22 protein-coding genes are annotated in these 21,444 nt (G+C 71.0%); 12 read left to right on the forward strand and 10 right to left on the reverse strand.

Features of this window, described 5'->3' with window-relative positions; all coding sequences use genetic code 11:
- Window positions 1-152 precede the first annotated feature (152 nt).
- A complete protein-coding gene (locus EV668_RS21675; RefSeq protein WP_133774093.1) occupies window positions 153-1,082 on the reverse strand; it encodes an NAD(P)-dependent oxidoreductase in 930 nt (309 codons plus the stop codon).
- Window positions 1,083-1,267: 185 nt separating this feature from the next.
- Here EV668_RS21675 and EV668_RS21680 point away from each other — a divergent pair, with 185 nt between their 5' ends.
- A complete protein-coding gene (locus tag EV668_RS21680) occupies window positions 1,268-1,750 on the forward strand; it encodes an MmcB family DNA repair protein (protein WP_133774095.1) in 483 nt (160 codons plus the stop codon).
- Window positions 1,751-1,839: 89 nt separating this feature from the next.
- The gene (locus tag EV668_RS21685) at window positions 1,840-2,718 is read left to right on the forward strand and encodes a beta-keto acid cleavage family enzyme (RefSeq protein WP_133774097.1); all 879 of its coding nucleotides are present in this window, start codon (window positions 1,840-1,842) and stop codon (window positions 2,716-2,718) included.
- A gap of 13 nt (window positions 2,719-2,731) precedes the next feature.
- Here the strand turns inward: EV668_RS21685 and EV668_RS21690 are convergent, their stop codons facing one another.
- The 4 genes from EV668_RS21690 to EV668_RS21705 all read right to left on the reverse strand — a co-directional run bounded on the left by EV668_RS21690 (window position 2,732) and on the right by EV668_RS21705 (window position 7,032).
- Entirely contained in the window at window positions 2,732-3,673 is a 942-nt protein-coding gene (locus EV668_RS21690) for a hydroxymethylglutaryl-CoA lyase (RefSeq protein ID WP_133774098.1), read from the reverse strand.
- Window positions 3,673-4,905: a CaiB/BaiF CoA transferase family protein gene (locus tag EV668_RS21695; RefSeq protein WP_133774100.1), complete on the reverse strand. Its 1,233-nt coding sequence runs from the start codon at window positions 4,903-4,905 to the stop codon at window positions 3,673-3,675. The genes EV668_RS21690 and EV668_RS21695 overlap by 1 nt, the downstream gene beginning before the upstream one ends.
- 1 nt (window position 4,906) lies before the next feature.
- Window positions 4,907-6,361: a sensor histidine kinase gene (locus EV668_RS21700; protein WP_166652585.1), complete on the reverse strand. Its 1,455-nt coding sequence runs from the start codon at window positions 6,359-6,361 to the stop codon at window positions 4,907-4,909.
- Between the two features lie 200 nt (window positions 6,362-6,561).
- Complete coding sequence (locus tag EV668_RS21705) at window positions 6,562-7,032, reverse strand: NUDIX domain-containing protein (protein ID WP_245513344.1); 471 nt, start codon at window positions 7,030-7,032, stop codon at window positions 6,562-6,564.
- 76 nt (window positions 7,033-7,108) lie between these two features.
- Between EV668_RS21705 and EV668_RS21710 the strand changes: the two genes are divergently transcribed.
- A complete protein-coding gene (locus EV668_RS21710; RefSeq protein ID WP_133774106.1) occupies window positions 7,109-8,071 on the forward strand; it encodes a metallophosphoesterase family protein in 963 nt (320 codons plus the stop codon).
- Window positions 8,072-8,167: 96 nt separating this feature from the next.
- Window positions 8,168-8,560 carry a RidA family protein gene (locus tag EV668_RS21715; protein ID WP_133774108.1) on the forward strand — a complete coding sequence of 131 codons (393 nt, stop codon included), beginning with the start codon at window positions 8,168-8,170 and terminating at the stop codon, window positions 8,558-8,560.
- Between the two features lie 127 nt (window positions 8,561-8,687).
- Here the strand turns inward: EV668_RS21715 and EV668_RS21720 are convergent, their stop codons facing one another.
- Window positions 8,688-10,133, reverse strand: a complete 1,446-nt coding sequence (locus tag EV668_RS21720) for an aldehyde dehydrogenase family protein (RefSeq protein ID WP_133774110.1) — start codon at window positions 10,131-10,133, stop codon at window positions 8,688-8,690.
- A 344-nt stretch (window positions 10,134-10,477) separates the two neighbouring features.
- On the opposite strand from EV668_RS21720, the gene crcB reads away from it, so the two are divergent.
- Window positions 10,478-10,909, forward strand: a complete 432-nt coding sequence (crcB, locus tag EV668_RS21725) for a fluoride efflux transporter CrcB (protein WP_133774112.1) — start codon at window positions 10,478-10,480, stop codon at window positions 10,907-10,909.
- 208 nt (window positions 10,910-11,117) lie between these two features.
- Here crcB and EV668_RS21730 read toward each other — a convergent pair whose 3' ends face one another.
- Window positions 11,118-13,034 (reverse strand): propionyl-CoA synthetase, encoded by a 1,917-nt coding sequence (locus EV668_RS21730; RefSeq protein ID WP_133774114.1) that lies wholly within the window; start codon window positions 13,032-13,034, stop codon window positions 11,118-11,120.
- 269 nt (window positions 13,035-13,303) lie between these two features.
- Between EV668_RS21730 and EV668_RS21735 the strand changes: the two genes are divergently transcribed.
- Window positions 13,304-13,624: a hypothetical protein gene (locus tag EV668_RS21735; protein WP_133774116.1), complete on the forward strand. Its 321-nt coding sequence runs from the start codon at window positions 13,304-13,306 to the stop codon at window positions 13,622-13,624.
- Here the strand turns inward: EV668_RS21735 and mutM are convergent.
- Genes mutM through EV668_RS21750 form a run of 3 tightly spaced genes read right to left on the reverse strand, consistent with a single transcriptional unit; the run spans window position 13,602 to window position 16,226 of the window.
- Complete coding sequence (gene mutM / locus EV668_RS21740) at window positions 13,602-14,513, reverse strand: bifunctional DNA-formamidopyrimidine glycosylase/DNA-(apurinic or apyrimidinic site) lyase (protein ID WP_133774118.1); 912 nt, start codon at window positions 14,511-14,513, stop codon at window positions 13,602-13,604. The two genes, EV668_RS21735 and mutM, sit on opposite strands and share 23 nt — an antisense overlap.
- Complete coding sequence (locus EV668_RS21745; protein WP_133774120.1) at window positions 14,506-15,225, reverse strand: hypothetical protein; 720 nt, start codon at window positions 15,223-15,225, stop codon at window positions 14,506-14,508. The genes mutM and EV668_RS21745 overlap by 8 nt, the downstream gene beginning before the upstream one ends.
- A 26-nt stretch (window positions 15,226-15,251) precedes the next feature.
- The gene (locus EV668_RS21750; protein ID WP_133774122.1) at window positions 15,252-16,226 is read right to left on the reverse strand and encodes a Bug family tripartite tricarboxylate transporter substrate binding protein; all 975 of its coding nucleotides are present in this window, start codon (window positions 16,224-16,226) and stop codon (window positions 15,252-15,254) included.
- 139 nt (window positions 16,227-16,365) lie between these two features.
- Here EV668_RS21750 and cobT point away from each other — a divergent pair, with 139 nt between their 5' ends.
- The 6 genes from cobT (at window position 16,366) to EV668_RS21780 (ending at window position 21,411) form a co-directional block, all read left to right on the forward strand.
- Window positions 16,366-17,412 carry a nicotinate-nucleotide--dimethylbenzimidazole phosphoribosyltransferase gene (gene cobT / locus EV668_RS21755; RefSeq protein WP_133774124.1) on the forward strand — a complete coding sequence of 349 codons (1,047 nt, stop codon included), beginning with the start codon at window positions 16,366-16,368 and terminating at the stop codon, window positions 17,410-17,412.
- Window positions 17,402-18,160 carry an adenosylcobinamide-GDP ribazoletransferase gene (gene cobS, locus EV668_RS21760; RefSeq protein WP_133774126.1) on the forward strand — a complete coding sequence of 253 codons (759 nt, stop codon included), beginning with the start codon at window positions 17,402-17,404 and terminating at the stop codon, window positions 18,158-18,160. Before cobT ends, cobS begins: the two co-directional genes overlap by 11 nt.
- Window positions 18,157-18,660, forward strand: a complete 504-nt coding sequence (locus EV668_RS21765) for a tyrosine phosphatase family protein (protein WP_133774128.1) — start codon at window positions 18,157-18,159, stop codon at window positions 18,658-18,660. The genes cobS and EV668_RS21765 overlap by 4 nt, the downstream gene beginning before the upstream one ends.
- 97 nt (window positions 18,661-18,757) lie before the next feature.
- Window positions 18,758-19,804: a tryptophan--tRNA ligase gene (gene trpS / locus EV668_RS21770; protein WP_133774130.1), complete on the forward strand. Its 1,047-nt coding sequence runs from the start codon at window positions 18,758-18,760 to the stop codon at window positions 19,802-19,804.
- Window positions 19,805-19,845: 41 nt separating this feature from the next.
- Window positions 19,846-20,682: an MBL fold metallo-hydrolase gene (locus EV668_RS21775; RefSeq protein ID WP_166652586.1), complete on the forward strand. Its 837-nt coding sequence runs from the start codon at window positions 19,846-19,848 to the stop codon at window positions 20,680-20,682.
- Between the two features lie 12 nt (window positions 20,683-20,694).
- Window positions 20,695-21,411 carry an MgtC/SapB family protein gene (locus tag EV668_RS21780; RefSeq protein ID WP_133774134.1) on the forward strand — a complete coding sequence of 239 codons (717 nt, stop codon included), beginning with the start codon at window positions 20,695-20,697 and terminating at the stop codon, window positions 21,409-21,411.
- Window positions 21,412-21,444: the final 33 nt, after the last annotated feature.

Below are 21,444 nucleotides of genomic sequence, written 5' to 3' on the forward strand. Positions count from 1 at the left end.
CATCTCTTTAGCACGAATCAGGTGGGACGAGATCGAATTCTCGGCAAGGTCTTCGTCCTGCCGATCCCAGCAAGTCAGCTTGGGACGCAATTCAGGCCTGGTACCGGCCCAAAGCCGCGGCCTGAGCCCGAAAGCCTGCCGCGCGGTCGCCCTTATTCCTGCAGGACCTCGCGCACGGCCTCCGCGACGACCTGACTGATGCGATAGGCCGATTCCCGCGTGATCCCGGCGAGGTGCGGCGAGAGGATGAGGTTCGGCACGTCGCGGAAGACGTTGCCCGGCGGCAGCGGCTCCTGCGCGAAGACGTCGAGCGCGGCACCGCCGAGCTGGCCCGAGCGCAGGGCCTCGACAACGGCCGCCTCCTCGACCACGCCGCCGCGGGCCGAGTTGATGAGGAGGGCGCCCTTCGGCAGCCGCGCGATGGCCGCGGCGCCGATCAACCCGGCCGTCTCCGGGCTGAGCGGGACATGGATCGAGAGCACCTCGCTCGTCTCGAGCAGATCGTCGAGCGGGCGCGAGATCACCCCGTACTCGGCCCAGGCGACATCCTCCGCCGCGATATGCGGATCGAAGGCCTGGACATGCATCCCCATCGCCCGCGCGCGGATGGCGAGCGTGCGCCCCGTGAGCCCGAACCCGACGAGGCCCAGCGTCCGGCCCGAGATCTCGCGGCCCGGCGAGAGGCGCGTCCGCGGCCAGCGGCCCTCGGCCACCGCGGACGAGGCGAAGAAGAGCGGCCGCGACAGGAGCACCATCGCCCCGATGACGTATTCGGCGACGGAGACGTGGTTCGTGCCGATGGCGGAGCGCACCTCGACGCCGCGTTCGCGGCAGGCGTCGAGGTCGATATTGTCGAGCCCGACCCCGAGCCTGCCGACGACGCGCAGCCGAGGTGCCGAATCGAGGAGGTCGGCGTCGACCCGGGTGAGGTTGCGCACGAGCAGGGCCCGGCAATCGAAGAGAAGGCGCTTCAGCTCCTCGCGCCGCTCGACGAGGGAGGGGTCGTAGACGCCGCCGATGGCGCGGGTCAGCTCCTCGGCGATCTCGGGGTCCATGAACTCCGTGATGACGATCCTCGGCATGTCGTCTCCCCGATCCCGCGCATGTCCCGCACGGCGTTATCCGGGTCCTACAAGGCCCGCGGCGTCGGCGCCACAACCCTTTGCGGCCGCCTCTCCGCGACGCGCGGCCGGAGCGGCGGGATCGCCGGGAGGGGTGACAAGACGGCGCGGCTGAGCCATCCTGCGCAGGAAACGAACCGTGAACGATGCTCCAGGCCAAGCCCCTTCCCATCCGTCCGGACGGCCGGCAGTCGCCGACGGCGCTTTCCGTCGCGACCGGCGCGCGCCGGCTCCTCGCCGCGAGGGGCTGCGCCACCGTGACCGAACTCACCCTCGCCTCCGGCCGGCGGGCCGACGTGATCGCCCTGACCCCGGATGGCTGCCTCTGGATCGTCGAGGTGAAATCCTGCCTCGCCGATTTCCGGGCCGACGCGAAATGGCGCGCCTATCGTGATTTCTGCGACCGCTTCTTCTTCGCCGTTCCGCCGGATTTCCGGACCGAGGTCCTGCCGGACGAGACCGGGCTGATCCTCGCCGACGGGTTCGGGGCCGAGTTCGTGCGCGAGGCCCCCGAGCACAAGCTGGCCGGCGCGCGGCGGAAGGCCGTCACGCTCCGCTTCGCGCATGTCGCGGCGAATCGCCATCACGCGTTGTTCGACCCCCAGGGAGCGGCGGGTCTGCTCGACTGACGGCGGCGGCGAAGACGGCCCAAGGAAGACGGCCGAAGCAAGCGGCCCAAGCAAACGGCCCAAGCAAACGGCCACGGAGAGGGAACAGGATGGCGGTCTGGATCGAAGCGGCGCTCAACGGGCCCTGGACGCGCGCGCGCCAGCCTCTCATCCCGATCACGGTGGAGGAAATCGTCGCGGAGGGCATCGCCTGCGCTGAGGCGGGCGCGGCGATCATCCATCTCCACGCCTTCGATCCTGCGACCGGCCGCCAGCGGGACGATGCCGACATCTATGCCGCGATCATCGAGGGCATCCGCCAGAAGGTCGACGCCATCGTCTATCCGACGCTGCCCTTCGTGCAATCGGCCGAGGCCTTCGCGCCCGGAGCGGCCGAGGCGCGCTACCGCGCCGTCGAGGGGCTGGGCGAACGGGGCCTCCTCGAATGGGGCGTCGTCGATCCCGGCACGATCAACCTCGCGACCTTCGGCGAGATCGCGGAGGGCGGGCTCGGTTCGGTCTATGCCAATCCGGGCGCGCATATCCGGCGCGGCCTCGATCTCGCGGCGCTCCACGGCTACGTGCCGAGCTACGCGATCTACGAGCCGGGCTTCCTGCGCCTCGGCGCCGCGATGGCGAAGGCGGTTCCGGGCTGTCCCGCCCCGCTCTACCGCTTCATGTTCTCGGACGTCTTCACCTACGGCTTCCCGCCCGCGCCCTATGCGCTCGACGCCTATCTCGCGCTGCTGGCCGACGCGGCGCCCGGCGCGCCGTGGATGGCGGCGGGGCTCGGCGTCGATATCCGGCCCTTGATCCCGGACATCGTCGCGCGCGGCGGCCATGTCCGGGTCGGGCTCGAGGACGCGCCCTTCGGGACGACCACGGGAAACGTCGCCCGGGTCGAGGAGGCGGTCCGCCTCGTCGGAGCCGCCGGAGGCCGGATCGCCGGTCCGGCCGAGGTGCGGGAGGCGCTGCGGGCCGCCGGCTGAGTGGCGGCAGCCCTCACGCCGCGCGGGCGTAATCCGGCGGCTGATGAAGCGTCATCGGGCGGCCGGCGGCGCGGACCTGGCCCGGCACGTCGTGGCCGATCATGCCCGGCAGGTCCTTCGAGACGGCGAGCAGCGCGTCGAGATCGACGCCCGTCGAGACGCCCATCTCCTCGAACATGCTGACGACGTCCTCGGAGCAGACATTGCCCGTCGCGCCCGGCGCGAAGGGGCAGCCGCCGAGGCCGCCGAGCGCGGCATCGAACCGCGTCGCGCCCGCCTGCCACCCGGCCATGACGTTGGCGAGGCCGACCCCGCGTGTGTTGTGGAAATGGAGCGTCAGGACGAGGCCCGGATGGCGCGCCAGCACGGCCTCGGTCAGCTCGGCGACCTGGCGCGGATTGGCCATGCCCGTCGTGTCCGCGAGCGTGACGGCGACGCAGCCCTCGTCGAGGAGGCGCTGCACCTGGTCCAGCACGACGTTCGGATCGACCCGCCCCTCGAAGGGGCAGCCGAACGAGGTCGCGACGCTGGAGGTGAGGTCGACGCCCGAGCCTTCGAGCGCCCGCCGGATGTCGGCGAGGGCCGCGAAGGAGCCGGAGCGGGGCATGCGCAGGTTCGAGCGGTTATGGGTCTCGGAGGCCGAGATGACGACGTTGACCTCGTCGGGCTTCGCCTGCGCCGCCCGCTCCGCGCCCTTGGCGTTCGGGATGAGGGCGGCGTAGCGCACGCCCGGCCGGCGCCGGATGCCGCGCAGCACCGCCTCGCCGTCGGCGAGGGCCGGCACATGCTTCGGCGAGACGAAGGAGGTCGCCTCGATCTTGGCGATTCCGGTCTCGGAGAGGCGGTCGATCCAGGCGATCTTCTGCTCGGTCGGCACGAAGACCGGCTCGATCTGGAGCCCGTCGCGCGGGGCGACCTCGTGAAGCTGGACGCGGTTCGGCCCTGCCAGTGCCATCAGACGATTCCTCTCTGTCGCATCGTTGCGATCTCGTCCTGCGCATAGCCGAGATCGGCCAGGACTTCATCCGTATGCGCGCCGAGGCTGGGGCCGAGCGAACGCATGACGCCGGGTGTCTCCGAGAGCTTCGGCGCGATGCCGGGGACGGGCATCGAGGTGCCGTCGGGCAAGGCCGTGTCGAACACCATCCCGCGAGCCCGGTAATGAGGGTCCGCGACGATGTCGGCGGCGTTGTAGATGCGCCCGCCCGGGACCGAGGCGTCGTTCATCGTGTCGATCACCTCGGCGATCGTGCGCGTTCGCGTCCATGCGCCGATGGCGCCGTCGATCTCATCGACGGCGGCCGCGCGGCCGTCGTTCCGTGCGAGGCGCGGATCGGCGGCGAGATCCTCTCGTCCGATCGTGCTCATGAGGCGCTTGAAGATCGAGTCCCCGTTGCCGGCGATGAGGACGAAGCCGTCGCTGCAGGGATAGGCGTCGGTCGGCACGATGCCGGGCAGCGCCCCGCCTGAGCGCTCGCGGATGACGCCCGCGACGCCGTATTCCGGGACGAGGCTCTCCATCACCGACAGGACGCTCTCCGTCAGGGCGACGTCGACGACCTGGCCCTTGCCCCCGTTCTTGACGACATGGATCACGCTCATGAGGGCGCCCATCACGCCGTAGAGGCTGGAGAGCGTGTCGCCGATCGAGATGCCGGTCCGGGCCGGCGCCCGGTCGGGCGAGCCCGTGGTGTAGCGGATGCCGCCCATCGCCTCGCCGATCACGCCGAAGCCCGGCCGCTGCGAATAGGGGCCGGTCTGGCCGTAACCCGAGATGCGCACCATCACGAGCTTCGGGTTGATGGCCGAGAGAGCCTCGAAGCCGAGGCCCCATTTCTCCATGGCGCCCGGCCGGAAGTTCTCGATCAGGATGTCGGCCTCGCCCGCGAGGCGGCGCACGATCTCCTGGCCCTCGGGCGTCCTGAGATCGGCCGTGACCGAGCGCTTGTTGCGCGCCTGGAGGTACCACCAGAGCGAGGTTCCGTCCCGCATGACGCGCCAGGTGCGCAGCGGATCGCCGATCCCCGGCGGCTCGATCTTGACCACATCCGCGCCGAACTCGGCGAGGAGGCGACCCGCATAGGGCCCGGCGATGAGCTGGCCCAGTTCCACGACCTTGATCCCGGCCAGCGGTCCTTGCGCGGCGCGGCCCGAGGCCGCTCCTTCTCCCTCGACAACCTGAGTCATTTCATCCCTTTGACGGCATTCCCGCGGTTCCCTCCGGCAGCCGGAAGGAGACCTGGACCCGAAGGCCTGCCGGGTCATAGTCGATTCCGACCTCCGCGTGCATCTGCGCCGTGAGCACCCGCTCGAGAAGCCGGGTGCCGAATCCCTGCCTCGTCGGCGGCGAGACGGGCGGCCCGTCCTGTTCCGTCCAGGCGACCCGCACGCGCGGCGGCCGGTCCGTCTCGTCGACGGTCCAGTCGATCGAGACGGTGCCGGCGCCATTGGCCAGCGCGCCATATTTGGCCGCGTTCGTCGCCAGTTCGTGGAAGGCCATGCCGAGCGGCACGGCGAAGCCGGACGGCAATTCCAGCGGCGGGCCGTTCACGCGCACGCGCTCGTTGCCGTGGTCGTAGAGATCGAGCTCCTTGGCGAGGAGTTCGTGCAGCGAGGCGCGTTGCCAGAGTTCCTCCGTCAACACCGTGTGGGTGTTGGCGAGCGAGATCACGCGGCCGGTGAAGTCGCGGTAGAACTGGTCGATCGAGGTCGCTCCGCGGGCCGTCGCCCCGACGATGGCCTGCACGGTCGAGAGCGTGTTCTTCACCCGGTGATGGAGTTCGCGCATCAGGAAGTGCTGGCGGTCCTCCGCCGCCTTGCGCTCGGTGATGTCGAGGCAGAGCCCGACCATGCCCGTCGCCTCTCCGTTCTCGTAGGTCGCGCGGCCGCGGATCTCGGCCCAGCGCTGACCGGGCGACGGCACGGCGATCCGGCATTCGATGTCGTAGTCGGTATGGCCGTCGATGGCCTGCTGGGCGAGATCGAGCAGCTTCTGCCGGTCCTCGGGATGGACGATGTCGAGAAGCCCGTCATAGGTCAGGTCTTCGTCGGGAGGCAGGCCGAGATTGACCTTGCAGAGGTCCGAGGCGACGAGCCGGCGCTCGGGGAAGGACAGCTCCCAGAAGCCGAGCTTCGCCGCGGCAATGGCGAATTTCAGGCGCTCGTCGCTGCGCACGCTTGCGGCGCGGCTCGCCTCCAGGGAGGCCACGCGCTCGCGGAACTCGGTATCCCGTCGCCGTCCGGCGAGCGCCGCGCGAGCCAGGCCGGCGAGGGTCGCCGGATGGGGCGGCCAGTCGAGCACCATGACCTCGGCGAGGCCGGCGAGCCGCCGTTCCGCCCGTTCGAGGCGCGCCTGCAGACGCGGCCTGCTGGACAGGATGATGACGGGATAATCCGCCATGGTCGTCTCCGCCGCGAGGACCGTGGCGATATGGTCGAGGTCGTCCCCGTCGAGCGCCTTCTCGACGACGATCGCGAGACCGCAGCGCCGGAGATCGTGGGCGAGGTCGGCGGTCGCGGACCAGGGCAACGGCACGGAAAGCGGGGCGATGCCGGCGAGATGGAGCGCTGCTGCGATGGGGGCCGGATCGAGACCGGGCGGCAGGACGAGAGCGGCGAGTCGCGGCACGACGGGGGCATTCATGCCGCGCCCCGCCGATCGCGTCGTGTGGCCGGCCAGGAGCCGACGGTCCGGTTCTCGTGCCCCATGCCCGCCATGTCCGGCGTCCGATCGTCCGTCACCCGCCGGGAAAGCGCACGCTTCCTTGGCAATCGGCATCCTTCCGCCGGGCGTTCATCTCCTAGCATTCTCCGTCCAGGGAGGCGAGAAGTCAGGCCGCCCGCCTACCACCGCGCCGCCGTCGCCCGGCCGGCCTCGATCTCGGCGAGCCGCGCGCGCGTTCCCGCGGTCGTCCCCTCGGGCAGGGCGTCGAGCGGGAAGAAGGCGGCCTCGGCGATCTCGCGATCGGGCTGCTTCGGCGCCGATTGGCGGAAGGCCCGCACCTCGTAGACGAGGACGTGATCGCGCCGCGAGACATGGCCGTTATGGGCGATGCCGTGCAGGATCGGCGGGCCGGTCATCTCGACATTCGCTTCCTCGGCGAGTTCGCGCGTCAGGGCGTCGAGGGCGGTCTCGCCCCGCTCGACGCCCCCGCCCGGCAGATGCCAGCCCTTCACGTAGGTATGCCGGATGAGAAGGACGCGGCCCTCCGCGTCGATCACGGCGCCGCGAACGCCGAGCGTCAGCCCGCGCGAGAGGAGGAACCACAGGTGGAGCGCGCGCACGAAGAGCGAGGGCTTGCGGCGTTCGGTCACGAGGCGTCCTGCGTCAAACGGGCCGGAGGACACCAGCTTGACGCGGCCGCCGCAAGGGCGTGAGGGTCGCACGGGCATGTTCCGGTTCGCCCATCTCACCGATCCGCATGTCGGACCGCTGCCGCGTCCGGCTCTGCGCCATCTCCTCGGCAAGCGGCTCACGGGCTACGTCAACTGGCGGCGCGGCCGCAGCAGCGCGCATTGCATGGAGGTGCTGGCCGCGCTCGTCGCCGACCTGCGCGAGCAGGATCCCGACCACATCGTCTGCACCGGCGACATCTGCAATCTCGGCCTGTCGAGCGAATGGCCGGGCTCGCGCATCTTCCTCGACGGCCTCGGCAGCCCCGAGGATGTGAGCTTCGTGCCGGGCAATCACGATGCCTATGTCCGCGGCTCGCTGCGTGGCCTCCTCGCCGCGATCGATCCCTTCGCGCAGGGCGACGAGCCGACCGTCAAGCGCTTTCCCTATGTGCGGCGGCGCGGCCCCGTCGCCTTCGTCGGCCTGTCCTCGGCCGTGCCGACCGCGCCCTTCGTCGCGAGCGGACGGCTCGGCCGGTCCCAGATCAAGCGCGCCGAGGAATGCCTCGCCGCCCTCGCTACGGAAAAGCTCGCGCGCGTCGTCATGGTGCACCACCCGCCGCATGTCGGCGGAGCGCCGGCCGGTCGCAACCTCGTCGACGCCCATCGCTTCGAGCGGATGATCGCGAAGGTCGGCGCCGATCTCGTCATCCACGGCCACAACCACGTCTCGTCCGTGGCGATCCTCGAAGGCCCCGGCGGGCCGGTCCCGGTTGTGGGCGCCCCCTCGGCCTCGGCGCGGGGCGGGGTCGTGGTGCACCGGGCCGGCTATCTCCTCTTCCGCGTCGAGGACGGGGCGGGCGGCTACGCGATCAGCGCCGAGCTGCGCGGCCTCGACGCCTCCGGCGAGTTCGTCTCGCAGGGCGCTTTCGACATCTCGAAGAGCGGCAAGCGCGGCCGTACGGTCCTCGCGGCTCCGACCCCCACCGCACCGATCCCGCAGGCGCCGCCGGCAGGATGACGTCCCCGGCCGAAGCGTCGGGTGGCGCGTGGCGAGGTATATCAGTTCATGCCGTCGCCGAACCGGCGGCCAGCCGATCCACGAGAGGAGGGTCCCATGTCCAAGCGCGATGCCGTGTTTCCCGCCGGCCGGCACAGCCTCTATTCGTCCCACGCCTATTCCGCAGCGATCAGGTCGGGAGATCTCCTGTTCGTGTCGGGTCAGGTCGGCAGCCGCGGCGACGGCTCGCCGGAGCCGGATTTCGAGGCCCAGGTGCGGCTGGCCTTCGCCAATCTCGAAGCGACGCTGAAAGCCGGCGGATGCGGGCTCGACGACATCGTCGACGTGACGACGTTCCACACCGATCCCGAGCGCCAGTTCGATACGGTCATGGCCGTCAAGAACGACGTCTTTCCTGAGGCGCCCTATCCGAACTGGACGGCGGTCGGCGTCAACTGGCTCGCGGGGTTCGACTTCGAGATCAAGGTCATCGCCCGCATCCCCAGTTGACGATCGGGCGCGAGCGGCCGGGTCTTCCTTGCCGCCGCACCGAACCCTGAGGATCCGCCGCCATCTCGTGCGGCGGATCCGTCACGTCCGGGCGATCGTCGTCGCTTTGACTGGGTCAGGGTCCGGGTCAGACGCTCCAGGCGGAAATCTGCTTGGAATCCATGAACTCCTCGAGCCCCCAGACGCCGCCCTCGCGGGCACGGCCGGACGCCTTGACGCCGCCGAAGGGCGCTCCCCGTCCGAGCGACTCGCCGTTCATCTCGACCATCCCCGCGCGGAGCTGCCGGGCCAGCCGGTTGCGCCGCTCGCCGTCCTGCGACTGCACGTAGTTCGTCAAGCCGTAGACGGTGTCGTTGGCGATCGCCACGGCCTCGTCCTCGGTGTCGAACGGGATGATCGACAGGACCGGGCCGAAGATCTCCTGCCGCGCGATCGTCATGTCGTTGTCGACATCGGCGAAGACCGTCGGACGGACGAAATAGCCGCGGTTGACGCCTTCGGGCAGGCCCGTGCCGCCGGCGACCAGCCGCGCGCCCTCGTCGATCCCCTGCTGGATCAGGCCCTGGATCTTGTCCCACTGCGTCTTGCTGACGACGGGGCCGATATGGTTCCCCGCTTGGTGGCCTGGCGCGACGGCCGTCTCGCGCGCGACCCGGGCAGCCGTCTCGACGGCGTCGGCATAGGCCGAGCGCTCGACGAGCATCCGGGTCGGGGCGTTGCAGGATTGGCCGCTGTTGTAGAAGCAGTGCCGCGCCCCGCGCTCGACCGCCTTCGCGTCCGCATCCGCGAAGACCAGGTTCGCACCCTTTCCGCCGAGTTCGAGCGCGACCTTCTTCAGCGAGTCGGCCGCCGCCTTGGTGATGGCGATGCCGGCACGGGTCGAGCCGGTGAAGCTGATCATCTCGACGTCGGGATGGACCGAGAGCTGGGTGCCCACCCCGGTTCCGTCGCCGTTGACGAGGTTGAAGACGCCCTTCGGAAGCCCGGCCTCGGCCACGATCTCGGCGAACAGCATCGAGGAGAGGGGGGCGATCTCGGACGGCTTGAGGACGGCCGTGTTGCCCGCAAGCAGGGCCGGGAGCACCTTCAGGGTGACCTGGTTCATCGGCCAGTTCCAGGGGGTGATCAGGCCGACGACACCGATCGGCTCCCAGGCCACCATGGCGGTCGGCGCATGCGGGCCGAGCGGCCGCACGAACTCGAACTTCTTGAAGGCCCGGATGAAGTTCTCGATGTGGAAGATGCCGACGCCGGTCTGGGCCGACAGGGCCATGTCCTTCGGCGCGCCCATCTCGTCGGTGATCGCATCCGCCATCTCGGCGGCCCGGCGCTTGTAGATCGCGAGGATCGCCTCGGCATAGGCGAGCCGGTCGGCCGGCGCGGTCTTCGACCAGGCCGGGAAGGCCGCCTTGGCGGCCGCGACCGCGCGGTCGGTATCGGCTTGATCTCCGAGGCTGATGACCGCGACCGCCTCTTCGGTCGAGGGGTCGATCACCTCCAGATCCCGCGGGGCGACGGGATCGACCCAGGCGCCGTCGATGTAGAACTTCCGCTTGTCCTCGAGCTCGGCCATGCCGTCCTCCGCGTCCTTGCTTCACATCGTCCGCTCCGACGCTCAGCGGGAGCCCGGGCGATATCGACCACCGTCCCCGATCCGATCGAGGCTCGGAAGACCCCATTCATGAAGAGCCGGCCCGCCGCGTCAACCGCCCATGAGCGGATTGGGCCTGCGTGCCGCAGGTCCCGCCTCTGGCGCGCTCGGACCACCGCAGGGCTCACAGGGGCAGGCTGCCCCGACCACGACGCCGGGCCGCATGGCCTCGCTTCGCGGGCGGTATATCGTTGATGTAGAATCGGATGGCGCCACCCGAAGCGGTGGGAATGGGCCCTTCCTTGTTCGAAGCCTGAGCGAGCGCGATGACCTTCGCCAATTGCCTGCTCGTGATGCTGGGGGGCGCCCTCGGGACGCTCGCGCGCTACCTTCTGTCGCTCGCGGCGCTGCCGATCAGCCGCGAATTGCCCTGGGGCACGATCCTCGTGAACGTGTCCGGATCCTTCGTGATCGGCCTCTTCGGGACGCTGACCCTGGCGCAAGGGCGCTATCCCGCGCCCGAGAGCGTCCGGCTCTTCGTCATGATCGGCCTGTGCGGCGGCTATACGACCTTCTCCTCCTTCAGCCTGCAGACCCTCGACCTCCTGCGCAGCGGTGCCATGGGGCGGGCCGCGATCAACATCGCGGCCTCCGTCATCCTCTGCGTCGCGGCCGTGGCCGCCGGCCATGCCCTCGCCTCGCATCTCAACGGCGGGGCGCGCCAGATCGCCCAGGCGGAGATCGAAGAGGAGGGCTGAGTCCGCGCCGGACGCGAGCCTGTCCGTCCTTGACCCTCCCCTGGAGGGGGAGGGTCGGACCGCAGGTCCGGGGAGGGGTGACGCGCCGTCGCCGTCTCGAAGCCGCTGGCGATGAGGAGAGGTGGTTCTCACCCCACCCCGCCGGCTTCGCCGTCGACCCTCCCCCTCCAGGGGAGGGTGGCGCGGTCGATCGAATGTCCGGTTCTGCCTATTCCGGCAGCCCGCGCGTCTTCAGCGACGCGGCGATCTCGTCGAGCACAGCCGCGTCCTCGATCGTCGCCGGCATCGCCCATTCGTCGCCGTCGGCGATCTTCTTCATCGTGCCGCGCAGGATCTTGCCGGAGCGCGTCTTCGGCAGGCGCCCGACCGCGATGGCGAGCTTGAAGGCGGCGACAGGCCCGATCTTGTCGCGCACATGGCGAACGAGATCGGCCTCGACCTCGCTGCCCGCGCCGTCCTGCCCCGCCTTCAGCACCACGAAACCGGCCGGGACCTCGCCCTTGAGGGCATCCTTGACGCCGATCACCGCGCATTCGGCGACGGCGGGATGGGAGGCGAGGACCTCCTCCATCGAGCCCGTCGAGAGCCGGTGGCCGGCGACGTTGATGACGTCGTCGGTGCGCCCCATCACGAAGACGTAGCCATCCTCGTCGATGAAGCCGGCATCGGAGGTCGTGTAGTAGCCGGGGAAGGTCGTGAGATAGCTGTCGCGGAAGCGCACGTCGTCGCGCCAGAGCGTCGGCAGGTTCGCCGGCGGCAGGGGCAGGCGGATCGCGATGGTGCCCATCGTGCCGGGAGCAACGGGCTTGCCGCCCTCGTCCAGCACTTCGAGCCGGTAGCCCGGCATCGGCACCGTCGGCGAGCCGTGCTTCACCGGCAGAAGCCCGAGCCCGACCGGATTGCCGGCGATGGGCCAGCCGGTCTCCGTCTGCCACCAATGGTCGATGACGGGCACGCCGAAGACGCGCTCCGCCCAGGCGACGGTATCGGGATCGGCCCGCTCGCCGGCGAGGAACAGCGCGCGGAACTTCGAGAGGTCGCGTTTCGCCACGAGGGCGCCCTCGGGATCCTCCTTGCGGATCGCGCGCAACGCCGTCGGGGCGGTGAAGAGCGTGACGACGCCGTGCTCCTCGCAGACGCGCCAGAAGGTGCCGGCATCGGGCGTCCCGACCGGCTTGCCCTCGAACAGGACCGTCGTCGCGCCGCAGATGAGCGGCGCGTAGACGATGTAGGAATGGCCGACGACCCAGCCGATATCGGAGGCGGTCCAGAACACCTCGCCGGGGCGGATCCCGTAGAGGTTCGGCAGGGACCAGGCGAGCGCGACCATGTGGCCGCCGCTGTCGCGCACGACGCCCTTCGGCCGCCCCGTCGTGCCGGAGGTGTAGAGGATGTAGAGCGGATCGGTCGCCGCCACGGGAACGCAATCGGCCGCGACGCCGCGCGTCCTCGCCTCCGTCACCGCCTCGGCCCAGTCGCGGTCCCGGCCGGCGACGAGATCGGCCTTCGCCTGCGGCCGCTGCAGCACGAGACAGGCGGAGGGCTTGTGCCGCGACTGCTCGATCGCACCGTCGAGAAGCGGCTTGTAGGGCACGATCCGGCTCGCCTCTATGCCGCAGGAGGCGGCGAGGACGATCTTCGGCTCCGCATCCTCGATCCTCGCGGCGAGTTCCCGCGCCGCGAAGCCGCCGAAGACGACCGAATGCACCGCCCCGATCCGCGCCGAGGCCAGCATCGCGACCAGCGCCTCGGGGATCATCGGCATGTAGATGAGGACGCGATCGCCCTTGCCGACGCCGAGTTCCGTCAGGAGGCCGGCCAGCAGCCGCACCTCGTCCAGCATCTCGCCATAGGCGATGCGCCGCGTCGTGCCCGTGACGGGGCTGTCGTAGATGATCGCGGTCTGGTCGCCTCGCCCCGCGGCCACATGCCGGTCGAGCGCGTTGTGACAGGTATTGCCGACGGCATCGGGGAACCAGCGGCCGTAGATGCCGGCCTCGGGATCGAAGGCGCGGCTCGGCGCGGTGGTCCAGTCGATCGCCTTCGCCGCCTCGAGCCAGAAGGCCTCCGGATCGGCCGAAGCGGCCTCGTAGACCTCGCGATAGCGGCTCGCCGACGCGCCCATCGTCCCCTCCCGTTTGTTGTCTCTCCCGAGTCAGTGCCGCGCGGCAGCCCGGTCCGCAAGCCCGCATGGCTCGACTTTGTCGCTCCGGCGCAACACCGCCGAAACCGACGGCGTGCCAAGCTCGGGACCGCGCGAGACGCGACGACGACCGATATGCCCTCGAACCCGCGAGACATGCGGAAGTCCAGGCAAGGAGAGCCGCGCGTGAGAGGCCGGAGAACCTCCGGGCGATCACGGCGTTGCTTGGACGAGACAGGTTTTGGACGATGATGGACGAGGACGATCAGACACGGCGAGACGGGGCGGCCCTGCCCCGCGACATCCAGGAGCATCTGGGGCGCCGTCTGCGCACGGAACTGCATACCGAGGCCGAAAAGCCAGCCTTTCTTGGCGAATCGGCCGTGCCGCCGCAATTCGAGCCGCTGGTGCGCAAGCTTGAGGCGAGCGAGCGTGGCGAGCGCCAGGGCTACGAGGCCGTGAAGCGGGCCATCATCGATGGCGGCGAGGCTGCGCCGCCACCTACGGGGCCGGTCGTCGCTCCGGAGCCGGCCGGTCCGATCCTCAGGCCTAAGATTCCGCAGCGGCCTTGAGGGGCCGGATCGGCTGGCATTGCGGGCAATAGAAGGTCGAGCGCCCGGACTGCACCAGCCGCCGCACGATGCCGCGGCATCCGGGTGTCACGCAGGGCTCGGCCTCGCGGTCATAGACGCGGAAGCGCTCCTGGAAGGCCCCCTGGCTGCCATCGACCTGGGCATGGTCGCGCAGGGTGGAGCCACCGACGGCCACCGCTTCCTCGAGGACGGCGCGGATCGATGCGGCGAGCAGCTTGGCCGATGCCTTCGGTCTCCCGGTCGGCGTCGCGACCGACCCGGCCGGCGCCTCCGGGGAGAGCCGCGCCCGGAACAGCGCCTCGCACACATAGATGTTGCCGAGCCCCGCCACGAGCCGCTGGTCGAGCAGGGCCGCCTTGAGCGGCGTCCGCCGTCCCGCGAAGAGCGCGGCGAGGCGGGCGCCGTCGAGTTCGGGCCCCAGCGGCTCGATCCCCATCCCGGCGAAGGGGGGCGAGGCCTCGAGCCGATCGAGCGGCAGCAGCGTCATGAAGCCGAAGCGGCGCACGTCGTTATAGGTGACGGTCGGGCCGGCCTCCATCTCGAAGACGACGTGGTCGTGGGCGGGGTGCGGCGGCACCTCGTGGTAGAAGCCGCCCGGCTCCTCGGCATCGACCGGCGTCTCGACCCGGAAGCGCCCCGTCATGCCGAGATGCAGCACCAGCGCCTCGCCGCTGGACAGATCGGCGATCATGTATTTCGCGCGCCGCCGCAGGGCCTCGACGCGGGCGCCCGTCAGGCGCTTTGCGAAGCGGGCGGGGAAGGGAAAGCGCAGGTCGGGCCGCCGCAGGGTCACGCGCGCGAACCGCCGCCCGACGAGGGCCGGCGCGAGGCCGCGGCGGACCGTCTCGACCTCGGGAAGTTCAGGCATCGCGATGATCCGGTGAATGGCCCGGCGTCTTTGCCGCGACGGCCCGTTCCCGCCAGGCCGTCATCAAGTCGGCGAGAGCGGCATGCGGCAGGCCGTAATTGTCGGGCAGCGCGCCGTTTCGGCCCGTGATGCCGGCATTGATCCCGGCGAGCGCACCTCCGGCGCGCGTCGCGTCGTCGAAGACGACGAGTTCGGTCATGCTCGGGGGAATGCGGGACGCGGCGAATCCGGTCGCCGCTTGCCAGGGGACGGACCAGCGCCGCCAGCCCTGCGAGACGACGAACCGGCCCGCTTCGAGCCGCAGCCACGAGCCGCGCAGCAGCGTGATCGCGAGGACCGGGATGCCGAGGGCGATGAAGGCGAGCCCGATCCAGAGCGCGACGGCGGCGACCCAGCCGAGGGGCGCCGTGAGCAGCAGCCACAGGGAGCAGCCGCCGAAGACGAGAAGCCCGACGAGCAGGAAGACGATCTTGCGCGTGTTCATCCGCAACTCGACCGGCCCGGGATACCGGGCCAGCATCTCCTCGACGGTGAGGGCGGGCGGAGCCTCCAGCCACTGCGGCCAGAGCTGCCAGACGAAGACCGCGGTGCAGAAGCTGAAGAAGACGGCGACGAGCCACCCGTCCTTCGCTCCCGCCGCGACCATGCCGATACCGGCGACGGTGAAGAGGAGACCGATCGCAAGGAGGACGTAGAGGACGGGGCGGGGCATGATCGGCTCTTGGAGGGCCGTCCTTATCAGCCGTCGGCCGAGATGCCGAGGTCCTTGATCACCTTCTGCCAGCGGGCGAGGTCGGCCTCCATGAAGCTGCGGAAGGCGGCGGGGGGCGAGCCGATGGTCTCGATGCCGAGGACCGCGACCCTGTCCTGGAAATCCTTCTGCGCGACGACCTCCGCGAGGGCCGCCTGGACGCGCTCGGCCATGCCCGCCGGCGCCTTGGCCGGCAGGAAGAGGCCGAACCAGGCCGAATAGTCGTAGCCGGGCACGGTCTCCCCGACGGGCGGCACGTCCGGGGCGAGCGGAGAGCGTTTCGGCGTCGTGATGCCGAGGGCCTTCAGCTTGCCGTCCTGCACCAGCGCGCGGACCGAGGGCAGCGCGTCGGCGATCATGTCGATCCGCCCGCCGAGGAGATCGCCGACCGCGAGCTGCGCGCCCTTGTAGGGGACGTGCCTGACCTCGATCCCCGCCATCTTGTTGAACAGCTCGGCGGCGAGATGCAGGCCGCTGCCGATTCCGGCAGAGGCGTAGGTGAAGGCGCCGGGCTTCGCCTTCGCCTCGGCGATGAAATCCTTCAGGCTCGTGGCCGCCACGGACGGGCCGACGCAGATGAGGCTCGGCGTGATCCCGACCTCGCTGATCGGCGTCAGGTCGCGCAGAGGATCGTAGCCCTTGCTCGGATAGAGATAGGGCATGGTGGCGATGGCCGAGGAGGTCAGCAGCATCGTCGAGCCGTCCGCGGGCGCGCGGATCGCGGCGAGATAGCCGATCGAGCCGCCTCCGCCCGGCCGGTTCTCGACGACGAAGCGGCATTTCAGGGCCGCGGCGAGCCGGTCCGCGACCACCCGGGCGACCACATCCGTCCCGCCGCCCGGCGGGAAGGGAACGAGCAGCGTGATGGTGCGTCCCTCGGGCCAGGCCTGTGCCCTGACGGCAGGGGCGGCGAGGATGGCTGCCGCGGCCCCGAGAAGGTTTCGGCGATCGATGACGGTCATGGGCACCTCCGCGCTGCGGCCCCGGGACCGACTTTACCCGACCGCGCGGCGCTGTGAAGCGGCCCTGCGCCGGCCCGGCCCGGCTCGCGGATCTCGTGCCGCGTTTGACGCTCCGCGCCGCAGGCGACACTAAGCCCGCATGGATGCGACGGCGCGTTTGTCTTTCACGATTCCCTCGGCCGAGCCCGCGCTGGCGGCCCGGTTGAGGGCGGCCGTCGACGGCAAGGCGAAGCCGCCGGGCTCGCTCGGCCGTCTCGAAGACCTCGCCGTCAGGCTCGGCACGATCCGGAACACGGAGGCGCCGCGCGCGGACAAGGCGGTGCTGCTCCTCTTCGCGGGGGATCACGGGCTCTGCGAGGAGGGCGTCTCGGCCTATCCGTCGGCCGTGACGGCGGCGATGGTCGCGACCCTCCTCGCCGGCCGGGCTGCCGCGAGCGTGTTCGCGCGGAGCGTCGGGGCCGAGATCCGCGTCGTCGATGCCGGCGTCACGGCGGACCTGTCGGACCACGCGGGGCTCGTCCATGCCAAGGTGAGGTCCGGCACGCGCAACGCCGCCCGCGAGGCCGCGCTGACGCCGGCTGAGGTGGGCGAGGCGCTCGAACGCGGCGCCGCCGAGGCTGCCCGCGCCGTCGGCGACGGCGCGGACGTCGTGCTGATCGGCGAGATGGGGATCGGCAACACGGCGGCGGCCGCGCTCCTGATGCACCGTCTGCTGCCTGCCCCGCTGGAGCGGTGCATCGGCCTCGGCGCCGGCCATGACGAAGCCGGGATCGCCCGCAAGCGCGACGCCCTGGCGCGGGCGGCCGCGCGCACGGGCGCGACGGAGACCTTCGAGGTCCTGGCCGAGTTCGGCGGCCTCGAGATCCTGATGATGGCGGGGGCTGCGCTCGGCGCCGCGGCGGCGCGCCGGCCGGTCGTCGTCGACGGCTTCATCGCGACCGTCGCCGCCCTCGTCGCCGTGCGCATCCGCCCCGAGGCCCGCGACAGCCTGATCTTCGCGCATCGGTCGGCCGAAGCCGGTCATGCGCTGCTGCTCGAGACCCTCGGGGCCTCCCCGCTTCTCGATCTCGGCCTCCGCCTCGGCGAGGGGACCGGCGGCCTCCTCGCCCTGCCGCTGCTGCGGGCGGCGGCCGCCATGCTCTCGGACATGGCGACGCTGGAGGAGGTCCTGGCCGGTGCGGCCTGATCCAGCCCGCGAGGCGCGGCTTCTCGCGGCCGCCGTCACGACGCTGACGCGGCTGCCGCTGCCGCACGGGGTGCTTTCCGCCGACTGGCTGGCGCGGTCGGCGAAGTACTACCCGCTCGTCGGCGCGGCGATCGGGGCCGCGATGGGCTGCGTCCTCGTCGGCGCATCCTTCCTCTATCCGGCGCCCGTGCCGGCGATCCTCGCGCTCGGCGTCGGTCTCCTGCTCACCGGTGCGCTGCACGAGGACGGCCTGGCCGATACCGCCGATGGGCTCGGCGCGCGCGGGCGCACGGCGAGGCTCGCCGCGATGAAGGACCCTCGGCTGGGGCCTTTCGGCGTCCTGGCCCTCCTGGTGGCGCTGTCGCTGAAGGTCGCGCTGCTGTCGCGCCTGCCCGTCGCCGAAGCGGCGGCGGCGCTCGTCGCCTCCTGCGCGGTCGGCCGGCTCTGGGCCGATCTGGTGATGAACCGCACGAGCTATGCGGGGGACCGCGACGTCGCCAAGCTCGATCATGGCATCGAGGGGCCGCGGCCGGCGGAGCTCGTCCTCGCCCTCGTCTTCGCACTGCTGCCCCTGCTGCTCCTGCCCGAGCATCGCGCCTTGGCGGGGCTCGCAGGCTCCGCCCTCGCCGCGACGCTCGTCGCCGTCCCGGTCTGCCGCTCGCTCGGCGGCCATACGGGCGACGTCCTCGGCGCTGTCATCGTCGCGGGCGAGGTCGGGTTCCTGCTCGGGGCGGCCGCCGGGCCGTGAGCGTGATCCTCGTCTGCCCCGATGCCGAGGCCTGCGCCGTCGCGGCGGAGCATGCACCCTCGCATGTCGTCTCGCTGGCCTCGCCCGGAACGCCGCCACCGATCGTGGCGAATCTGCGCCGGCTCGCGCTCGTCTTCCACGACATCGCCGAGCCGCGCGAGGGTCTCGTCGCGCCGGAGGCCGCCTCCGTCGAACGGCTCGTCGCGTTCGGGAGCGCCTGGTCGGGCGAGAAGCCGCTGCTCGTCCATTGCCGCATGGGGATCAGCCGTTCGACGGCGGCGGCGATCATCCTGGCCGCCGCCCGCCGCCCGTCCCGTCCGGAGGTCGAGATCGCGCAAGCCCTGCGGGACGCCGCGCCCTGCGCGACGCCGAACCCGCTCATGATCGCGCTCGCCGATCGCCTTCTCGGCCGCGGGGGGCGCCTGATCGAGGCCGTGCGGGCGATCGGGCGCGGCGCGGATTATCGGCCCTACCGGCTCGCCGCCCTCGACGCTGATTGAGGGCTTCCGAGACATCCCTTCGGGACGCGTGACCTCGGCATCACTTGCCAGCGGCCCGGCCGGTCCGTAGAGCCGCCGCGAAAGACAGGAATCCATCGTGAGCGAATTCAAGGAGCTGGTCTTCTCGGGCGTGCAGCCGACCGGGAATCTCCATCTCGGCAACTATCTCGGCGCCGTGCGCCGCTTCGTGGCGCTGCAGGAGACGCATGACTGCATCTATTGCGTCGTCGACCTGCATGCGATCACCGCGACGCTGAGCCAGCCGGACCTCGCGGCGCAGACGCGCGAGGTGACGGCGGCCTTCATCGCCTCCGGGATCGACCCCGCTCGCCACATCGTCTTCAACCAGAGCCAGGTCGCGGGCCATGCCGAGCTTGCCTGGATCTTCAACTGCGTCGCCCGGCTCGGCTGGCTGAACCGCATGACGCAGTTCAAGGAGAAGGCGGGCAAGGACCGGGAGAACGCCTCGGTCGGCCTCTACGCCTATCCGGCGCTGATGGCGGCCGACATCCTCCTCTACAAGGCGACCCATGTTCCGGTCGGCGAGGACCAGAAGCAGCATCTCGAACTGACGCGCGACATCGCCATCAAGTTCAACAACGATTTCTCGGAGCAGATCGCGGCTCGCGGCTACGGCGTCGGCGAGACGGGCTATTTCCCCATCACCGAGCCGCTGATCGGCGGCCCGGCGGCGCGGGTGATGTCGCTGCGCGACGGCACCAAGAAGATGTCGAAATCGGATCCGTCCGACTATTCGCGCATCAACCTCACCGACGATGCCGACGGTATCGCCCAGAAGGTGCGCAAGGCGAAGACCGACCCCGAGCCCCTGCCCTCCGAGGAGGCCGGGCTCGAGAAGCGCGCCGAGGCGCAGAACCTCGTCGGCATCTATGCGGGGCTCTCCGACACGACCCCGGCGGAGGTGCTGCGCCAGTTCGGCGGTGCCCAGTTCTCCGGCTTCAAGGCCTCGCTCGTCGACCTCGCGGTCGAGAAGCTCGGGCCGATCGGGGCCGAGATGGCGCGGCTGATGAAGGATCCCGGCCATATCGATGCCGTCCTGGCGGACGGCGCGAGCCGCGCCTCGGCCATCGCCGAGCGCACGATCGCCGAGGTGAAGGACATTGTCGGCCTGATCCGGCGCTGAGACGGGCGCCGCGCGCGCCGAGGCCGATGGGGGAGAGAGGCATGACGGGTTCCGCTTCGTTCCGACGCCTCGCGGTGGGCGAGATCGAGGTCTTCGTCCTGCCGGACGGCGTGCTTGATCTGCCGCTGGCGCTCTTCCCCGCGGCGTCCGAGCCCGGCGCCGATGCGGGCTTCGGTCCCGGCCCCTTCCCCACGGCGATCAACTGCTTCGCGATCAGGACGGCGGGCCGGCTCTATCTCGTCGATGCCGGTGCGGGGCCCTGGCGCGGCCCGGCGACCGGCAATCTGGTGTCCGCCATGGCGGCGGCCGGCCTCGATCCGGAAGCCGTCGACGCCGTGCTGATGACGCATCTCCACGGCGACCATGCCGGCGGTCTCTTCACCGAGACGGGCGCGGCCTTTCCCAAGGCCGAGCTGATGCTCGCGGAGGCCGAGGCGGCGTTCTGGAGCGATCCGGACCTGCCCTCCCGCATTCCCGAGCGCATGACGGCGACCCTGGCGACCGCGACCAAGGCGCTCGCCGCCTATGCGGGCCGCACCACGACCTTCGCTGCGGGACGCGAGGTGGCGCCCGGCGTGACGGCGATCGCCCTGCCGGGCCATACGCCCGGCCAGACCGGATACCGGATCGAGAGCGGCGGCGAGCATCTCTTCATCTGGGCCGACATCGTCCATGTCGCCGCCGTGCAGTTTCCGCATCCCGACTGGACCATCGCCTTCGATACCGACGGCGAGGAGGCGGCGCGGACGCGCGGGCGCGTCTTCGCCGAATGCGCGGCCGAGGGGACGCGGATCGCCGGGATGCATCTCGCCTTCCCCGCGACGGGGCGGGTGGTGCGGCACGGACCGGCTTATGCCTGGGCGGCCGATCCCATCTGAGGGACGACGACGATGGCAGCGATCCAGGCTTTCGACGCGCTCCAGCTCCTCGACACCTTCATCAGCCTCCTGACGGCTTTCGTGCTCGGCACCATCGTCGGAGCCGAGCGGCAGTACCGGGAACGGGCGGCGGGTCTGCGCACCACGGTTCTCGTCTGTGTCGGCGCGGCGGCCTTCGTCGACCTCGCCATGCTCCTCACCGGTCCGGATGGCGCGGTCAGGGTCATCTCCTACGTCGTGTCGGGCGTCGGCTTCCTCGGGGCCGGCGTCATCATGAAGGACGGCACCAATATCCGCGGCCTCAACACCGCGGCGACGCTCTGGGGCTCGGCGGCCATCGGAGCCTGCGCCGGGGCCGACCGTCTCGCCGATGCGGCCCTCGTCGCGCTCTTCATCCTGGCCGGAAACACCCTGCTCAGGCCGCTCGTCAACGCGATCAACCGGGCGCCGCTGGCCGGGGCCTTCGCGGAAGCGACCTACGAGGTGCGGGCGACGGTCGCGGCCGATTTCGTCGAGCCCCTGCGCGAGACGCTCGCCCGGACCTTGGCGAGGGCGGATTACCCGGTGCGCGAGATCAAGGTCGAACGCGAGACGGAGGAGGATGCGGAGCTCGTCGCCACCCTCGTCAGCACCTCCGCCGTCGCGAGCGAACTCGACACCGTCACGCGGATCATGCGGCACGAGCAGGGTGTGACGCATGCGAGCTGGGCGGCGCGGGTCTTGAGCTGACAGCCGCGTCGCGGCCGATCCTCGTCCGCAGGG

This window comes from Enterovirga rhinocerotis (genome assembly GCF_004363955.1).
Taxonomy (GTDB): domain Bacteria; phylum Pseudomonadota; class Alphaproteobacteria; order Rhizobiales; family Beijerinckiaceae; genus Enterovirga; species Enterovirga rhinocerotis.

Excerpts from the sequence above, each read along its gene's own strand:
- EV668_RS21675 (WP_133774093.1), bottom strand. The coding sequence starts at position 1,082 with ATGCCGAGGATCGTCATCACGGAGTTCATGGACCCCGAGATCGCCGAG.
- EV668_RS21680 (WP_133774095.1), top strand. The coding sequence starts at position 1,268 with ATGCTCCAGGCCAAGCCCCTTCCCATCCGTCCGGACGGCCGGCAGTCG.
- EV668_RS21685 (WP_133774097.1), top strand. The coding sequence starts at position 1,840 with ATGGCGGTCTGGATCGAAGCGGCGCTCAACGGGCCCTGGACGCGCGCG.
- EV668_RS21690 (WP_133774098.1), bottom strand. The coding sequence starts at position 3,673 with ATGGCACTGGCAGGGCCGAACCGCGTCCAGCTTCACGAGGTCGCCCCG.
- EV668_RS21695 (WP_133774100.1), bottom strand. The coding sequence starts at position 4,905 with ATGACTCAGGTTGTCGAGGGAGAAGGAGCGGCCTCGGGCCGCGCCGCG.
- EV668_RS21700 (WP_166652585.1), bottom strand. The coding sequence starts at position 6,361 with ATGAATGCCCCCGTCGTGCCGCGACTCGCCGCTCTCGTCCTGCCGCCC.
- EV668_RS21710 (WP_133774106.1), top strand. The coding sequence starts at position 7,109 with ATGTTCCGGTTCGCCCATCTCACCGATCCGCATGTCGGACCGCTGCCG.
- EV668_RS21715 (WP_133774108.1), top strand. The coding sequence starts at position 8,168 with ATGTCCAAGCGCGATGCCGTGTTTCCCGCCGGCCGGCACAGCCTCTAT.
- EV668_RS21720 (WP_133774110.1), bottom strand. The coding sequence starts at position 10,133 with ATGGCCGAGCTCGAGGACAAGCGGAAGTTCTACATCGACGGCGCCTGG.
- crcB (WP_133774112.1), top strand. The coding sequence starts at position 10,478 with ATGACCTTCGCCAATTGCCTGCTCGTGATGCTGGGGGGCGCCCTCGGG.
- EV668_RS21730 (WP_133774114.1), bottom strand. The coding sequence starts at position 13,034 with ATGGGCGCGTCGGCGAGCCGCTATCGCGAGGTCTACGAGGCCGCTTCG.
- EV668_RS21735 (WP_133774116.1), top strand. The coding sequence starts at position 13,304 with ATGGACGAGGACGATCAGACACGGCGAGACGGGGCGGCCCTGCCCCGC.
- mutM (WP_133774118.1), bottom strand. The coding sequence starts at position 14,513 with ATGCCTGAACTTCCCGAGGTCGAGACGGTCCGCCGCGGCCTCGCGCCG.
- EV668_RS21745 (WP_133774120.1), bottom strand. The coding sequence starts at position 15,225 with ATGCCCCGCCCCGTCCTCTACGTCCTCCTTGCGATCGGTCTCCTCTTC.
- EV668_RS21750 (WP_133774122.1), bottom strand. The coding sequence starts at position 16,226 with ATGACCGTCATCGATCGCCGAAACCTTCTCGGGGCCGCGGCAGCCATC.
- cobT (WP_133774124.1), top strand. The coding sequence starts at position 16,366 with ATGGATGCGACGGCGCGTTTGTCTTTCACGATTCCCTCGGCCGAGCCC.
- EV668_RS21775 (WP_166652586.1), top strand. The coding sequence starts at position 19,846 with ATGACGGGTTCCGCTTCGTTCCGACGCCTCGCGGTGGGCGAGATCGAG.
- EV668_RS21780 (WP_133774134.1), top strand. The coding sequence starts at position 20,695 with ATGGCAGCGATCCAGGCTTTCGACGCGCTCCAGCTCCTCGACACCTTC.